The sequence below is a fragment of the Borrelia miyamotoi genome, assembly GCF_019668505.1.
GTDB lineage: Bacteria > Spirochaetota > Spirochaetia > Borreliales > Borreliaceae > Borrelia > Borrelia miyamotoi.
The window spans coordinates 386,102-403,651 of sequence record NZ_AP024371.1 but is presented as its reverse complement, the minus strand read 5'-3'; the positions used below and the strand labels follow the sequence as shown (position 1 = coordinate 403,651).

Here is a 17,550-nt window from a genome sequence, read left to right as displayed (position 1 = left end):
AAAATATGCCAGATTTGTTATTCCACGTGTCATTTTAGTGGCATGTGGTGGTTTGTTGTGCCTTAAAAGGAGTCTTTTAATGATAAAAAGGGTTCATCTCGGACAAGGAAAAGTAGAAGAAATCTTAGACTTACCTAATTTAATCGAAATACAATTGAATTCTTATGAGAAATTTTTGCAGCTTAAGAGATTAAAAAATAATAAACCTTTGCTCAATGAAGGCCTTGAATCTGTTTTTAGGGATGTTTTTCCTATGAAAAGTAGCAATGGTGAGGTTGTGCTTGAATATGAGAAATACTACATTGACAATGATTCTATTAATTTTACTGAAAAGGAATGCAAAAGAAAGGGCCAAAGTTATGAGGCTGTGTTAAAGATAAGATTAAATTTGCAGTTTCTAACAACAGGAGAGATAAGACAAAAAGATGTTTATATGGGGACTATTCCTTTAATGACTGATAGAGGGACTTTTATTGTTAATGGTGCAGAAAGGGTAATTGTATCTCAAATTCACAGATCCCCTGGGGTTGTTTTTTACAAGGAAAAAGATTTATATTATGCTCGTATTATTCCTTATCGTGGTTCTTGGTTGGAATTTGAGATCGATTCAAAGAAAGATTACCTTTATGTTAAGATAGACAGGAAAAAAAGAATACTTGTTACTCTTTTCTTAAGAGCTTTGGGTCTTGATACTAGAGAAAAAATAATTGAAACTTTTTATAAAATTAAAAAAATTGAAGTAAATGAAGATACTAAAAGAGATATTACGGGTCAATACTTAGCGGTAGATGTTGATATAAAAGAAAATATGAGTTATCGGGCAGGAGATAAAATAACCTTGCAGGATATTGAAGATTTTCTACAAAATGGAGTAAAGGAGATAGATCTTATTGATTTTGATGGATATGACAGTGTTCCTGGAAAACATTTTATTAGTTCTAATATTATTTTGAATTGTTTTGAAAAGGAAGATGCTTATTTTCCTTTAAAAGATGGCGTTAAAGAACTTTCAAGAGAAGCTGTAATGCTTTCGGTTTATAGTATGCTTTTGCCTGGTGAGCCAATATCCATTGATAGTGCTGAGAATGATTTAAGGACTGTGTTTTTTTCAGAGAAGAGATATGATCTTGGTCATGTGGGGCGATATAAGCTTTCTAAAGAGTTCGGCCTTGATGACTTAACAACTTCCGTTCTTACTATGACAGATATAGTAAATACAATATCTCATCTTTTAAGAATATATGATGGACATGATGTTCTTGATGACATTGATCATCTTGGAAATAGAAGAGTTCGTTCTGTTGGTGAGTTGCTTACAAATATATATAAGGGAGCAATGTCTAGGGTAGAGAAAATTGCAAGGGATAGAATGTCTAATAAAGAGGTATTTAGTCTTAAACCTCAAGAATTAATAAGTGTTAAACCTATTGTTTCTGCTGTTAAAGAATTTTTTGCAACTAGTCAGCTTTCACAATTTATGGATCAAGTTAATCCCTTGGCTGAGTTGACACATAAAAGACGTCTTAATGCTTTGGGACCTGGAGGACTCTCAAGGGATCGTGCAGGTTTTGAAGTAAGGGATGTGCATTATACGCATTATGGTAGAATGTGTCCTATTGAGACCCCTGAGGGGCCAAATATTGGTCTTATTGTTTCTTTGGCTACTTATGCGAAGGTAAATGATTATGGGTTCTTAGAAACTCCTTATAGAAAGGTGATTAACGGCAAAGTTACTAATGAGATCAAGTATTTATCTGCAATTGATGAGGAAAAAAAGTGCATTGCTCAGGCAAACGCTGCTGTTAATTCTGAGGGTAATTATGTTAATGATTTAATTTCTGTTAGAGTTTCTGGTGATTATACTACAATGATTCCTGAAAATATTGATTATATGGATGTTTCACCTAGACAGTTGATTTCTGTTTCTTCAGCGTTAATACCTTTTCTTGAACATAATGATGCAAATCGAGCTCTTATGGGTTCAAATATGCAACGTCAAGCAGTTCCTTTATTATTTCCACAACCACCTATTGTTGGTACTGGTATGGAAAGAATAGTTGCAAAGGATTCTGGTGTTGTTGTTAAAGTGAAAAGAGCAGGTGTAGTTGTATTGGCAACAAGTAACAAAATAGTGATCAGGCCTGATGATGCTGCTGATGATAATGATTTAGATGAATATGAACTTGCAAAATATGAAAGAACAAACCAGGATACTTCTTTTAATCAGTCAGTTTTAGTTAAGGAAGGTCAAGTAGTTAGTAAGGGTGAAATAATTGCTGATGGACCTGCTACTAGATATGGAGAATTAGCACTTGGAAATAATTTGTTAGTTGGTTTTATTCCTTGGAACGGATTTAATTATGAAGATGCTATATTAATTTCTGATCGGATTGTAAAGGAAGACCTTTATACTTCAGTTCATATTAAAGAATTTAGTATTGAGGTAAGAGAAACCAAGCTTGGACCTGAAAAAGTTACAGCTGATATTCCCAATGTTAGTGGAAAGATACTAAGTAAGCTTGATGAAAATGGAATTGTAAGAATAGGAACGTATGTAAAGCCGGGTGATATCTTAATTGGTAAAGTAACGCCAAAGTCAGAGGGAGATATTACTCCTGAATTTAGGCTTTTGACATCTATTTTTGGTGAAAAGGCAAAAGATGTTAAGAATAATTCACTTAAAGTTCCACATGGTACAGAAGGTACTGTAATTGATGTTCAAAGAATCACCAAAGATGATGTTGGTAATCTTCCACCTGGTGTTGATGAAATACTTAAGGTTTATATTGCTAAGAAAAGGAAACTTAAAGAAGGGGATAAGATGGCAGGAAGACATGGCAATAAGGGTGTAGTTGCAAAGATTCTTCCAGTTGAGGATATGCCGTATCTTGCGGATGGAACTCCTCTTGATATATGTTTGAATCCTTTGGGAGTGCCATCTCGTATGAATATTGGACAATTAATGGAATCTCAGCTTGGTCTTGCTGGTAAATATCTTAATGAATATTATGATGTTCCTGTTTTTGAATCTGCTACAAATGAATGTATACAAGAAAAGTTAAAAAAGGCCGGCTTTAATGAAACGTCAAAAGAGATTTTATATGATGGATATACGGGGGAACCGTTTGAAAATGAGGTGATGGTTGGAATTATATATATGCTTAAGCTACATCATCTTGTTGACGATAAGATGCATGCAAGATCTACAGGACCCTATTCACTTGTGTCTCAGCAACCTCTTGGGGGAAAAGCTCAGTTTGGTGGGCAAAGGCTTGGAGAGATGGAAGTTTGGGCACTTGAAGCTTATGGAGCTGCTCATACCCTTCAAGAGCTCTTAACCGTAAAATCAGATGATATGTCAGGTAGAGTTAAGATATATGAAAATATTGTTAAAGGTATTCCTACCAATGTATCTGGAATTCCTGAATCTTTTAATGTTTTGATGCAGGAGTTAAGAGGGTTAGGATTTGATTTATCAATTTATGATGATAATGGCAATCAAATTCCTTTAACAGAAAAGGAAGAGGAATTGATTAATAAGGCTTAGGTTTTGAGGGTTTTATGAAAGAGATAAAAGATTTTGAAAAGATAAAAATAAAGATAGCATCTCCTGAACAGATTAGAAATTGGTCTTATGGAGAGGTTAAAAAATCTGAAACTATTAATTATAGAACTTTAAGACCTGAGAAAGATGGTCTTTTTTGCGAAAGAATTTTTGGAACGACAAAAGAATGGGAATGTTATTGTGGGAAATTTAAATCAATCAGGTATAAAGGCATTATCTGTGATCGTTGTAACGTTGAGGTAACTCATTTTAAAGTTAGACGTGAAAGGATGGGGCATATTGAGCTTTCAGCTCCTGTTGCTCATATTTGGTATTATAAATATATTCCTTCTAGAATTGGTCTTTTACTTGATATTACGGCTTCTAATTTGAATTCTATTCTTTATTATGAAAAATATATCGTAATTGAGCCAGGTGATACTGATCTTAAGAAAATGCAACTTTTAAATGAAGATGAATACTCTGAAGCAAAAGAGAGATATGGGATGTCTTTTAGTGCTTCAATGGGTGCTGAAGCAATTAAAACTTTACTTGAGAATCTTGATCTTGACGAACTTTCATCTAAGCTTAGACTTCAAATGATTGATAAAGATGATAAAACGGATAAAAAACTTTTAAGGCGTCTTGAGATTATTGAGAATTTTAAAGTTTCTGGTAATAAGCCATCATGGATGATTCTTGATGTTCTTCCTGTAATTCCACCAGAAATTAGACCAATGGTTCAGCTTGATGGAGGAAGATTTGCAACTTCTGATCTTAACGATCTTTATAGAAGAGTAATTAATAGGAATAATCGTTTAAGGAAGCTTTTATTGCTTAATGCGCCTGAGATTATTGTAAGAAATGAAAAAAGAATGTTACAAGAATCAGTAGATTCTCTTTTTGATAATTCACATAAAAGAAAGGTTGTTAAGGGCACATCCAATAGACCACTTAAATCTCTTTCTGATGCATTAAAGGGTAAACAAGGTAGATTTAGACAGAACCTTCTTGGGAAGAGAGTTGATTATTCGGGTCGTTCTGTCATTGTTGTTGGTCCTGAACTTAAGTTGCATCAGTGTGGTATTCCTGCAAAGATGGCGCTTGAGCTTTTTAAGCCATTTGTAATTAGAAAATTAATTGAGAGTGAATCTGTATTTAATATTAAAAGGGCAAAAAGTTTAATTGAACAAGAAGTAGATGAAGTATGGCAGATTTTAGATAATGTTATTAAAGAACATCCTGTACTTTTAAATCGAGCCCCAACACTTCACAGATTGGGAATACAAGCTTTTGAACCAGTTTTAGTTGAAGGCAAGGCAATCAAACTGCATCCTCTTGTTTGTCATGCTTATAATGCTGATTTTGATGGTGATCAGATGGCTGTACATGTTCCATTAACTCCTGCAGCACAGGCTGAGAGCTGGGCTTTAATGCTTTCAACTAATAATTTGTTAAATCCTGCAAATGGACATCCTATTGTATTTCCATCTCAAGATATTGTGTTAGGTCTTTATTACTTAACTATGGAGAGAAAAAATGTAGTTGGAGAAGGACGTAAATTCTCTAATTTAAATCATGTTCTTATTGCAATTAATAGTAAGTGTTTGAACTATAATGCAAGAATTTATGTAAAGGTTGATGGTGAATATGTAGAAACTACTGCAGGGCGTGTTGTGTTTAACGAAGCTTTGCCAGATAAAATTGCATTTGTAAACAAGACGCTTAGTGATTATGAATTACAGATTTTGATTTCTGAAGTTTATGTTGCTCATGGTTCCTCTATTGTAATTGAAATGTTAGATATTATTAAAGAGCTTGGATTTAAATATGCTACTAAATTTGGATGTACAATAAGTATGAGTGATATTATTGTACCTGAAGAGAAGAAAGCATATGTAGATAAGGCTAATAGAGAAATTGCAAAAATTCAAAATGATTATGCTAAAGGCGTTATTACTGGAGAAGAGAGATATAATAATGTTGTTTCTGTTTGGTCAAAAACAAATGAAGAACTTACTAATAGGATGATGGAGATTCTTAAAAAAGATAGAGATGGATTTAATGTAATTTATATGATGGCTGACTCTGGTGCTCGTGGGAGTAAAAATCAAATAAGACAACTTGCAGGGATGAGAGGATTAATGGCTAAAACATCTGGGGATATTATTGAGCTTCCAATTATTTCTAATTTTAAGGAAGGACTTTCTGTAATAGAGTTCTTTATTTCTACAAATGGTGCAAGAAAGGGACTTGCAGATACAGCTCTTAAGACGGCTGATGCTGGTTACTTAACGCGAAGATTGGTTGATATTGCTCAAGATGTTGTCGTTAGAACAGAAGATTGTGGAACTATTAATGGTATAAAGGTCGAAGCTTTAAAGAATGGTGAGGAAGTGGTTGAGCCTTTAAGAGAAAAAGTTGTTGGCAGTTATTCAATTGAAAGAATAAAAAATCCTATTACGGGTGAGATTATTTTAGATGTAAATGAAGAAGTTACGGAGGATAGGATAAAGTTATTAGAAACTGTTGGTATTGACAAGCTTGTTATTAGATCTGTTTTAACTTGTGAAGCTGAGCATGGAGTTTGTCAAAAATGTTATGGTCGAGATTTTTCAAATAATAAACCTGTTAATATTGGAGAGGCTGTTGGCATAATAGCTGCTCAGTCAATAGGTCAGCCTGGAACACAGCTTACCATGCGAACTTTTCATATTGGGGGAGTTGCACAGGCTGGTAGTGAGGATGATAAGATTTCGCTTAAAAATTCTTTTATTCTTAATGGAATAGAGGGATTTAATGTTCAGATTGATGGTGGGTTGCTCTTTACAAGAAAAGGAACTTTAAAAATAATAAATGTTATTTATGAAGAAGATATTAAGGATGTTAATGATCTTAAAGTCTTAGATTCTCAAAAGGTAATTAAGGGAATGCCTTTATTTACAAATAAGGAATGTGTTGATGTAATATCATCTTATATTGGTTATACTAAGATTAAAGATGATAAGCTTATGATTGTTTCTGAAGAACAAGAAATACCTGTAAAAGCTGGTACGAAACTTGAAATCAATGTGGGTGATTATGTTGAGGCTGGGCGTATAATTGGGACATTTGATCCTTTTGCAGAACCAATTATTGCTGAACTTGAAGGAAAAATTAAATTTAAAGATGTTATTTTAGGTACAACTCTTAAAGAAGAAATAAATCTTGAAACCGGGAATATTGAGAAGAGAATTACGGATCAAGTTTTTGAGTCTCTTGATCCTAGGATTTTAATTATTAATGACAGAGGGGTTGAGATTGCATCTTATGTTCTTCCTGGAGATGCTTATCTTCAAGTTGAAGATGGACAAGATGTTAATGTAGGAGATGTAATTGCTAAGCTTTCTAAGGGTTCTGAAAAAACTCAAGATATTACCGGTGGTCTTCCTAGGGTTAATGATTTGTTTGAGACAAGAATTCCAAAGAATTTGACAGAAATGGCTAAGGTAAGTGGAGTTGTTCAATTTAAGGCAATTCAGAAGGGTAAAAGACTCATTAATATTTTAGATGAGTATGGAGTTGAGCATAAACATTATATTCCTGCTGGTAAACATCTTTTAGTTAGGGATGGAGATATTGTTAAGGCTGGAGATATGCTTTGTGATGGAAGGATTAATCCTCATGATGTTCTTGAAATTCTTGGTGGAATTAGTTTGCAGGAGTTTTTATTAGCAGAAATTCAGGATGTTTATCGAAAGCAAGGTGTGAGTATTAATGATAAGCATATTGGTGTAATTATTAAACAAATGATGAAAAAAGTTAAAATTGTATCTGTGGGTGATACTAATTTTGTTTATAATCAAAAAGTAGATAAACATACTTTTTATGAGCAAAATAAAAGGGTAATTGAGCAAGGTGGTGAGCCTGCAGTAGCTAGCCCAATTCTTATTGGGATAACAAAGACATCTCTTAATATAGATTCGTTTATTTCAGCTGCTTCTTTCCAGGAAACAACTAAAGTTTTAACAGATGCTTCAATTGCGGGTAGTATTGATGATCTGAAAGGTCTTAAGGAAAATGTTGTAATTGGACATTTAATTCCTACCGGAACAGGTATGAATTTATATAAGAGAGTTAAGGTGAGGGAGAATTCAAGCTCTGAATTATAGCTTGAAAAGAAGTCATATATTTGATACCATTTTATTGGTAAAATTAGCAGAAGGGGAGCATGGATGCCTACAATCAATCAACTAATTAGAAAGCCAAGAAAGAGACGAAAGGAAGAAACATCATCTCTTGCGCTTCAAAATTGTCCTCAAAGAAGAGGAATTTGTACTCGTGTAATGACTGTTACACCTAGGAAACCTAATTCGGCTTTAAGAAAAGTAGCTCGTGTTAGGCTTTCAAATGGATTTGAGGTAACAGCTTATATTCCAGGGATTGGTCATAATTTACAAGAACACTCAGTTGTTCTTATCAGAGGAGGACGAGTTAAAGATTTGCCGGGTGTTAGGTATCATATTATTAGAGGGGCTAAGGATACACTTGGTGTTAATAATCGGAAGCAAAGTCGTTCTAAGTATGGTACTAAGAAACCAAAAGCTTAAGAGGTATAAATTGTATGTCAAGAAAGAGTAAAAAGATTAAGAAAAAAATCTTTAAAGATACTAAGTATGATTCTCGGATTATTGCTAAATTTGTCAATAGAATGATGTATGATGGAAAAAAGTCAATCAGTGAAGCTATAATGTATAGTTCAATTGATATGCTTTCAGAAAAAATTGAAGAGGGTGATAAAATTACTGCTTTTAATAAGGCATTGGAGAATGTTAAACCGTTGGTAGAGGTTAGAAGTAGAAGAGTTGGTGGTGCTACTTATCAAGTGCCAGTTGAAATTAGAGAAGAAAGGCGTGAGGCTTTGGCAATGAAGTGGATTATTGCAGCTGCTAGAAAATCGAGTGGAAAGTCAATGCAAGAGAAGTTAGCAAATGAGCTTGTTAATGCTTACAATGCAACAGGTGTTGCTTTTAAAAAGAAAGAGGATACTCACAGGATGGCAGAAGCAAATAGAGCTTTTACGCATTATAGATGGTAATAATAAAAAATTCTTGATACTTTTGTTTTGTGAATTTAGTTAATATATTTGTGGTAATAGGGGGTTAATGTATTTTAAGAAATGTTGTTTTATTTTTTTTTATCTTAGGTTGTGTAGGTTCGCAAAATAAAGTTTCACCGTCTGATACTATTTCTTTGATTGTTGATGGAACTTTTGATGATAGAGGTTTTAATGAGAGCTCTTCTAAGGCTATGGATAAAATTAAAGAAGAATTTGAGGTTAAAATGATTAAGAAAGAATCTAGAGTTTCTGATTATTTAGCAGATATGGGGGGATTGGAAGAAGCTGGTTCTAGATTAATTTGGGGAATTGGTTTTAAGTTTACAGATACGTTTTTACAAAAATCCATAGAAAATTCTGATATTAATTATGCTGTTATTGAGGGTGCTTACGCAAATGATGTTGAGTTACCTAAGAATTTGGTGAATGTAAAATTTAGGTCTGAGGAAGGAGCCTTTTTAGCAGGTTATCTTGCTGCTAAGATATCTAAGACGGGTAAAATTGGATTTTTAGGTGGAATGGATGTTGCAGTTGTTAATGCATTTAGATATGGATATGAATCTGGTGCTAAATATGCAAATAAGAATATTGAATTGAATTCTCAATATGTAGGGACATTTTCTGATCTTTCATTTGGACGTTCAATTGCAAGTAAGATGTATGCTTCTGGTGTTGATATTGTATTTTCAGCAGCAGGACTCTCAGGTCTTGGTGCTATTGAGGTTGCCAAAGAGCTTGGCGATGGACATTATATTATTGGAGTTGATCAGGATCAGTCATATCTTGCTCCTGAAAACATAATTATTTCATATGTTAAGAGAATTGATGCTGTTATTTTAGATTTGACAAGAGCTTATTTAGAGTTTGGAAAGTGGAATGGCGGCAAAGAATTGGAATTTGGACTTAGAGATGGAGTACTTGATTTACTTTTTAATAAGTTGATAAATTTAGATTTGATGAGTGATTATGATGGGTTTTCAGAAGTTAAAAATAAGATAATCAATAATGAGATTGAAGTTCCCAGAGATAAGAAATCTTATGATGCTTTTATTGTCAGTTTGATAAATAAGAGTTGAGTAATGGTGGGAGCTTTTATATGAATAAATTAATAGTGTTCATTTCTATTGTGTTGTCTTTTTTTGGATGTGCTAAAGAATCATCTAATTCTAGGTCTTTAAATAGGCCTGTAATTTCTTTAATGGTTGATGGAACTTTTGAGGACAAGTCATTTGGTGAGAGTGCTTGGAAGGGCATTCAAATTTTAAAAGAAGATTTTAAAGTTGATATTTTTGGAAAAACTTCATCAAGTATATCTTATGTTAGTGATTTAGAAGCTCTTAAGGATAAAGGTTCTAGCATTATTTGGGGAGTTGGTTATAAGCTTCAGGAAGCTATTGAGCAAGCCGCTTTACTTAATAGAGATATTAATTATGGGGCTATTGATATTATTTACAAAGATGGTGTAAATATTCCGGAAAATTTGCTTGGTCTTTCATTTAAAGTTGAAGAAGCTTCATTTTTGGCTGGTTATCTTGCTGCTCATACATCTAAGACAGGTAAAATTGGATTTGTAGGTGGAATTGAGAGTACAATTATCAATGCATTTAGGTACGGATATGAATCTGGTGTTAAATATGCAAATAAGGATATTAAGTTGGAATCTCAGTATGTGGGATCATTTGTGGATTTGTCTTTAGCTAGAACTATTGCTTTGAAAATGTATAAATATAATATTGATATTATATTTGTAGCAGCAGGACTTGCAGGTCTTGGAGTGATTGAAGTTGCAAAGGAACTTGGGATTGGGCATTATATTATTGGAGTTGATCAAGATCAGTCATACCTTGCCCCTGAGAATATTTTAACATCAGTTGTTAGAAATATTGGAAATTCTATTTGCGAAATAACAAAGAGTTATTTGGAAACAAATATTTTTGCTGGTGGAAGGATATTAGAATTAGGTCTTAAAGACGGTGCTGTGGGTATTGTTAAGAATAATGCCAAAATCGAGGAAAATATTATGATTAAGATTGAATCTATAGAAGATAAAATAGTTAGTGGAGATATTTTGGTGCCAAGTAATCTTGATAAGTATAAAAAATTTTTAGAGATTCATAATCTATTGAATTAATTCTTTATTGATAAACAAAACAATTCATTAATATTTGTAACCTAGTTTTATTTTTATTGATAGTTTGTTAAGGTATTTTTGTTTTAAAGTTTAAGACTATTGTAAATCTATTTAATTAGGAGAGGATAAAGTTTATTAAAAAATCAGTGAATGAAAGAATGTGTTATAGATATTTTTAGAGAACATAACATTACTGGTAATGATTTGTTTAGTGAGCTTATGAAAATTCAGAATAAGAGTTAATAGAGAGCTCATTATATCTTTGACTGAATACGAATTTGATTTATTTAATCTAAGGTTATAGAATTTTAATTAGATTGGTCTTAAGCGGAGATATGTGTGAGAAATTTATTCTTAGCTTTGTGCATTTTATGTTTTTCATGTTCTGGTTCTAAAGTAGATGGTAGACTTGCTAAAATTGCTGTATTAATTGATGGAACATTTGATGATAATGCTTTTAATGGAAGTGTTTGGAATGGTGTTAAGAAGTTAGAAAAGGAATTTGGATTAGAAATAGTTATGAAGGAATCTAGTTCAGATTCTTATTTATTTGATGTAAAATCATTAAAGGATAATGGTTCAAATTTTATCTGGTTAGTTGGATATAAGTTTAGTGATCTTGCTATTATTGTTGCTTCAGAAAATCCAGGGATCAAATATGCAATTATTGATCCTGTTTATAATAGGGATTTGATCATTCCTGAGAATCTGTCAGCTATAACTTTTAGATCCGAGGAATGTGCGTTTTTAGTAGGTTATATTGCAGCTAAAACATCTAAGACGGGCAAAATTGGATTTTTAGGTGGAGTTGATGATATAGTTGTTAATGCATTTAGGTATGGATATGAAGCGGGTGCTATGTATGCTAACAAGAATATCAGTATTGATAGTAAGTATATTGGTAGTTTTGTCGATACGTATACTGGAAAGAAAATGACAAATGAGATGTATGCAAATGGTGTAGACATTATTTATCATATTGCGGGATTAGTTGGACTTGGAATTATTGAGGCTGCCAAAGAGCTTGGGGATGGATATTATATTATTGGAGTTGGTCAAGATCAGTCACACCTTGCTCCTGAAAATGTTATTACGTCTTCAATTAAAGATATTGGAAGAGTTTTGAATATTGTTACTTCAAATTACTTAAGAACAAATATGTTTGAAGGTGGAAAGTTATTAAATTATGGATTAAAAGAAGGCTTTCTAGGTTTTGTTAAGAATCCTAAAGAGATTTCTTTTGAGCTTGAGAGAGAATTGGATCATATTTCTGAAATGATAATTAATGGGGATATTATTGTTCCAAATAATGAGAAGACTTATAATAGTTTTCTTAGGAAAGGAATTTTTAATTAATAATAATCTTAAATAATTATTTGGAAATATATTTGCATGTTTTTTGTATGCTAGTTTGGTTTTGGCTTTCCTTGTTTATTACTAATCTTTTTTGATTTTAGAGTGATAATCTGTTTTTACAATTTGTTTTAAACTGACTTACTTTGGGCTAACTTTAAAATTTTTAGTTTTCAATTCCCATTTTGTTATTATTATAATGTATAATAAATAGAAGTCGATTGATATTTGTTTTTCAGAGGTTTGAGCATTGAATAAGAGTGTATTTCCCAAAATTTATTATTATGATCAGGATTTTATTGATATTTATAATAAGAGTCTTTCTTGGATTCAAGACAAAATTGTTTTCTCTCAAGCTTTGGAAAAGAGTAAAAAGGATAAAAATTATTATTCTGAAAATCTTGGGTTTATAGATCAACTTCAAGCTTGTCTTTCAAGCTTTTTTCTTGTTTACAGTAATGGAGAGTATTCTCCCACATCCACTATTGATAAATTTTATGAACTTCAAGAGGCATCTGGTGCAATTAGGACTCGCTATGATCACAGTAATAATGTTGTTTACATAGAAGGTAATGATGATGGTATTGGATTGCCAATTTTTGCTTGGGTTGAATATAATTTATATCATAAAACGGGTAATAAGAAACGTATTTGTGATGTTTTGCCAATTCTTGATAGATATTATAAGTGGATAGAAAAAAAGTTTTTAAAATCAAACGGTCTTTATTCAATTGATATGAATAAAATTTTTTATAAAAATTCTCCCAGAGAAGATGCATATTATCCGATAGATTTTAATTCATTTCAGGTACATAGTGCATATTGTATTGCTAAGTTGGCAGACATACTAAATGATAAAAATTTATCACTCGAATATAAGAAAAGGTTTTTTTCTCTTAAAGCTAAGATTAATTCATTAATGTGGGATGAAAAAGATGGATTTTATTATGATCTGGACATGAATGAAAATATTATTAGGTGTAAAACAATAGTGGGATTTTTACCACTTCTTTCTGAAATTCCAAGTGAAGATAGAATAGAAAGAATGATTTTTTATTTAAAAAGTCATAAGCACTTTGGAACCCCAAATCCTTTTCCTACTCTTTCAGCTAATGATCCTCGGTTTAATTTAGATGGAAATGGGTATTATGGTTCTGTTTACACTTATATGAATTTTTTTGTTATTAAAGGGCTTGAATATTGTAGGCGTGCAAATATTGCAAGGGAATTTACCATAAGGCATTTGTATTATATATTAGATACTCTATTGCCTGATGGCAAAGTTAAAGGACATATTTGGGAGGCTTATAAGCCAATGAGAGAGGGGCCTGCATATTTGAATGTTGAGCAAAAGATTCTTCCAGAAAAAGATATTATTTGTTATCTTGCACTTTTTAGTATTAGTTTGATGATAGAAAATATTATTGGACTTACAATTAGTTTACCTGATAAAACAGTTTATTGGAATATTCCTGCTCTTGAGGTCATGGGAATAGAGAGTTTATCTCTTAAGAAGAATCAAACTACAATTATATGTAATAAGGGTAAGAGGGGATGGGAGATCAAAATGGAGTCAGAAAAACTTTACTACTTTACAATAAATATATTGAATAAAAAAGAAAAGACTCTACCTATACCTTCAGGTAGGTGTTCAATGCTTTTAGATAAGCTTTAATTAATAGGCAATTGTGACATTTATTCAGAGTTATAATCTTGGAGATGTTGATATGATAGATGTTGTATTTTTAAAAACCTTGCTTGAAAAGAGGAGATATTCTGAAATAAAGGAAGAACTTTTAAAATATGATGCTTTTGATATTAGTGAAACTCTGAAAAAACTTAATGGGTCTTATTTGATTTTGCTTTATAGGTTTCTTCCAAAGAAAGTTGCTGTTGAAGCTTTTTCTAACTTTGATCAAGTTACAAAAAACAAGTTGGCAAATTCTTTTACAAACAGAGAAATAAGAGAAATGATAGATGAGTTAAATCTTGATGATGTTATTGATCTTTTGGAAGAAGTGCCAGCAAATGTTGTGCAAAGATTTTTGGCAAGCTCTACTGAGGAAAATAGAGAAATTATTAATAAGTTTTTATCGTATAACGATAATTCTGCTGGGTCAATTGTAACAATAGAATATATTGAACTTAAAGATTATTTTAGTGTTGGAGAAGCTCTTGATTATATTAGAAAGGTGGCAAAAACCAAAGAAGACGTTTATACCTATTATATTACAGATGAAGAAAAACGGTTAAAAGGAGTTATTAAGATTGAAGATTTGATGTTGTCTGGCGATGACGTTGTGATTTCTTCAATAATGAAGAGTACCGGATTTTATATTGTGAAAGTTAGTGATGGAAAGGAAGATGTTGCTCTTCTTTTTCAGAATCATGATATTTCAAGTGTTCCTGTTGTTGATAATGAGGGGCGGATGATAGGAATCATAATTATCGATGATATTCTTGAAGTTATTCAGAATTTAAATACCGAGGATTTTCAGATAATGGCTGCGGTTACCCCTTTAGGCAAGTCTTATCTTGATACTTCCATTTTTGACATGACAAAAAATAGAATTGTTTGGCTTTTGATTCTTATGATATCTTCTACTCTGACTGCCACTATAATTACTAATTATCAAAATTTGGTTTTGTCTTTAGTCATTTTAACTAGCTTTATTCCACTTTTAATGGATACTTCAGGAAATGCTGGTTCTCAAGCATCTGCGTTAATCATTCGTGAACTTGCTCTTGGAACTCTTAAGGTAAAAGACTTTTTTAAAGTGTTACTTAAGGAAGTATGTGTTAGTATTTTAGTCGGCTCAATTCTTGCTAGTATTAATTTTATAAGAATTGTACTTTTTGTGATTCCTGGGCATGGTGAGAGGTTTAGAATAGCTTTTGTTGTTTCTTCATGTTTGATGATAGGTTTGATGGTAGCAAAAATATTGGGAGGTCTTTTACCCATTTTAGCCAAATTTGTAAGAATAGATCCAGCTTTAATGGCAGGACCTTTAATTACTACTATTGCTGATGTTATTACCTTGATTGCTTATTTTAATATAGCAAAATTAGTTCTGAACAATTATTTTTAGAGATATTAGTCTATTTCTAATATTGTGATTGAATAGGAGAAACTTTTGAGTGAATGTATTTTTTGCAAAATAGTAAAAGACGAGGTACCTTGTTATAAGGTTTATGAGGATGAGTTAGTTCTTGCTTTTCTTGATATTAATCCTTTAAATATTGGACATACGCTTGTTATTCCAAAACAACATAGCAATGATGCTTTGGATATGAGTGATGAATTTAATGGGCAAATATTGAGGGTTTGTAACAAAGTGGCTCTATCTTTAAAAAAGTTAGGGCCAAGTATTTGTAGAGGTATTAATATTTATACTGCAATTGGCTCTGATGCAGGACAGGTTATTTTTCATACTCATTTTCATGTAGTGCCAAGATTTAAAGGGGATAATTTTGGGTTTAAAAGAGGTAGTAATATTGAATTATCAGGAGATGAGCTTTTGGACTTGTCTAGAAAGATAAGTCATAATATTTAAAATCTGAAAAATATTGTTTTTGATTTCTATATAAGCTTTTGTCATGTCATAATACTTTATTCTAGAGGGTTTTCTTATAAAAGTTGATTGTGCAAGTATTTTTATTTATTATGCTTGATTAATTTGCATTTAATCACATTTTGGCATCATCAGACTACTTTATTAACTTCTTCCAAATGGTATGATGTTTATAAGTTGTAGGTATATGAATTTTTATTGTTCTTAAGGATATGTTAGATTTTCTTCTTTTATATTTCCCAATATTGCTAGATACCGATTAGATTCATATTTTGCCATGTTTAGATTGTGATCTTGGTGATTACCACATTCTTTTGCAGTTGCGCCTATAATATCTCCTTGAAAGTCAGCAATTTCATGGAAAAGCCAAGATATTAAATCAATAAGGTCTTTGCTTTCATAATTTCCTAAAATAATTAGATAAAATCCGGTTCTACACCCCATTGGTCCAAAGTATAGTATCTTATCTCCCCAGACTTTATTATTTCTTAGTAGTGTTGCTCCTATATGCTCAATTGTATGTATTTCTGCATGATTTATTACAGGTTCTCTATTGGGAGATTTCATTCTAATATCTACAGTAGTGAATGTTAAATGCTCAAATATATCTTTTCTTGAAATATATATGCCAGGTTTTAGTTTTGTATGATCGATTGTAAAGCTTGTTATTTTATTCATGTTTGAACTCCTTTTTTATTTTATCTACGAAATCTAATTTTTCCCATTCTAGTTCATTTTTTCCAAAGTGTCCGTATGTACATGTTTTAGAATAAATAGGTTCTCTTAATTTTAATTTTTTGATTATGCCATTGGGAGTTAGATCGAAGTTATTGAGGATAAAATTTAATATTTTTTTTTCATATTTGTTATCATTTATGCCTGTAGTTATTTTCACAGATACTGGTTCAGGGATCCCAATAGCATAAGCGAGTTGCATTTCAAATTCTTTAGAAATACCTGCTGCTACCATGTTCTTAGCAATATATCTTGCCATGTAAGCTGCTGATCTGTCAACTTTAGTAGCATCTTTGCCACTATAAGCGCCACCGCCATGTCTTGCGAAGCCACCATAACTATCAGCAATAATTTTTCTTCCTGTAAGACCTGTGTCTCCAGTAGGGCCTCCTATGACAAAATTACCTGAAGGATTAATGTAATATTTAATATCCTTATCAAGCATTGATTTGCTTTCAAGGGTAGGTCTTATAATCTTTTCAATGATTGTTTGCCTTAGGAAATTTTGAGGAATATCAGGATCATGTTGATGAGATACAACAATATTACTGATTTTAATGGGTGCTTTATTAGAATCATATTCGATGGTAACTTGGGATTTTGCATCAGGGCGTAGCCATTTAATTTCACCTGATTTTCGAAGTTTGCTGGCTTTTTGTAAAATTAAGTTAGCTAATTCATATGCTATGGGTAAGAAATTTTCAGTTTCATTGCATGCATAACCAAAAATTATTCCTTGATCCCCTGCTCCTATGTTTTTTGTGTTTTTTTTCTCAACTGCATTTGTAATATCCATTGACTGATGTCCAGTAGCATCAATTATTGTAGCAGACTTATAGTCAAGTCCATATTCTATATTTGTATATCCAATATTTTTTATTGTTTGTTTTGCAATTTCTTGTATATCTATGTATTTTTTTGCTTTGCTATTTATTTCTCCTGCTATGACTACTAAATTCTTTGAAACTAATGTTTCACATGCGACTTTCGCCATTTTGTCTTTTTTAAGTATTTCGTCAAGTATGGCATCAGAAATTTGATCTGCAATCTTGTCAGGATGTCCTTCAGATACAGCTTCAGATGTTAATGTTTGATTGTTATTGGTCATAAATATTAT

The 17,550-nt window shown here is 31.9% G+C and carries 12 protein-coding genes; 10 read left to right on the top strand and 2 right to left on the bottom strand.

Translation table 11 applies throughout. From position 1 onward, the window contains the following. Nucleotides 1-79 precede the first annotated feature (79 nt). The 10 genes from rpoB to K5Q05_RS01825 all read left to right on the top strand — a co-directional run bounded on the left by rpoB (nucleotide 80) and on the right by K5Q05_RS01825 (nucleotide 15,680). Entirely contained in the window at nucleotides 80-3,547 is a 3,468-nt protein-coding gene (gene rpoB, locus K5Q05_RS01870; RefSeq protein WP_025443768.1) for a DNA-directed RNA polymerase subunit beta, read from the top strand. A gap of 14 nt (nucleotides 3,548-3,561) precedes the next feature. Then, nucleotides 3,562-7,695 carry a DNA-directed RNA polymerase subunit beta' gene (rpoC, locus tag K5Q05_RS01865; protein ID WP_025443769.1) on the top strand — a complete coding sequence of 1,378 codons (4,134 nt, stop codon included), beginning with the start codon at nucleotides 3,562-3,564 and terminating at the stop codon, nucleotides 7,693-7,695. Nucleotides 7,696-7,758: 63 nt separating this feature from the next. Next, entirely contained in the window at nucleotides 7,759-8,133 is a 375-nt protein-coding gene (gene rpsL / locus K5Q05_RS01860) for a 30S ribosomal protein S12 (protein WP_020954769.1), read from the top strand. Nucleotides 8,134-8,147: 14 nt separating this feature from the next. Next, nucleotides 8,148-8,621, top strand: a complete 474-nt coding sequence (rpsG, locus tag K5Q05_RS01855; RefSeq protein WP_025443770.1) for a 30S ribosomal protein S7 — start codon at nucleotides 8,148-8,150, stop codon at nucleotides 8,619-8,621. Nucleotides 8,622-8,692: 71 nt separating this feature from the next. After that, nucleotides 8,693-9,718, top strand: coding sequence for a BMP family ABC transporter substrate-binding protein (locus K5Q05_RS01850; protein WP_099497089.1), 1,026 nt, complete (start codon nucleotides 8,693-8,695; stop codon nucleotides 9,716-9,718). A gap of 20 nt (nucleotides 9,719-9,738) precedes the next feature. Then, entirely contained in the window at nucleotides 9,739-10,773 is a 1,035-nt protein-coding gene (locus tag K5Q05_RS01845) for a BMP family ABC transporter substrate-binding protein (protein WP_025443772.1), read from the top strand. Nucleotides 10,774-11,112: 339 nt separating this feature from the next. Beyond that, a complete protein-coding gene (locus K5Q05_RS01840; protein WP_025443773.1) occupies nucleotides 11,113-12,129 on the top strand; it encodes a BMP family ABC transporter substrate-binding protein in 1,017 nt (338 codons plus the stop codon). Between the two features lie 247 nt (nucleotides 12,130-12,376). Then, complete coding sequence (locus tag K5Q05_RS01835; RefSeq protein WP_025443774.1) at nucleotides 12,377-13,801, top strand: MGH1-like glycoside hydrolase domain-containing protein; 1,425 nt, start codon at nucleotides 12,377-12,379, stop codon at nucleotides 13,799-13,801. A 52-nt stretch (nucleotides 13,802-13,853) separates the two neighbouring features. Then, the gene (mgtE, locus tag K5Q05_RS01830) at nucleotides 13,854-15,215 is read left to right on the top strand and encodes a magnesium transporter (protein ID WP_025443775.1); all 1,362 of its coding nucleotides are present in this window, start codon (nucleotides 13,854-13,856) and stop codon (nucleotides 15,213-15,215) included. Nucleotides 15,216-15,260: 45 nt separating this feature from the next. Beyond that, the gene (locus K5Q05_RS01825; RefSeq protein ID WP_025443776.1) at nucleotides 15,261-15,680 is read left to right on the top strand and encodes an HIT family protein; all 420 of its coding nucleotides are present in this window, start codon (nucleotides 15,261-15,263) and stop codon (nucleotides 15,678-15,680) included. 222 nt (nucleotides 15,681-15,902) lie between these two features. Here K5Q05_RS01825 and K5Q05_RS01820 read toward each other — a convergent pair whose 3' ends face one another. Both K5Q05_RS01820 and metK read right to left on the bottom strand, forming a co-directional pair. Continuing rightward, nucleotides 15,903-16,376, bottom strand: coding sequence for an S-ribosylhomocysteine lyase (locus K5Q05_RS01820; RefSeq protein ID WP_025443777.1), 474 nt, complete (start codon nucleotides 16,374-16,376; stop codon nucleotides 15,903-15,905). After that, the gene (metK, locus tag K5Q05_RS01815) at nucleotides 16,369-17,541 is read right to left on the bottom strand and encodes a methionine adenosyltransferase (protein ID WP_025443778.1); all 1,173 of its coding nucleotides are present in this window, start codon (nucleotides 17,539-17,541) and stop codon (nucleotides 16,369-16,371) included. The genes K5Q05_RS01820 and metK overlap by 8 nt, the downstream gene beginning before the upstream one ends. Nucleotides 17,542-17,550: the final 9 nt, after the last annotated feature.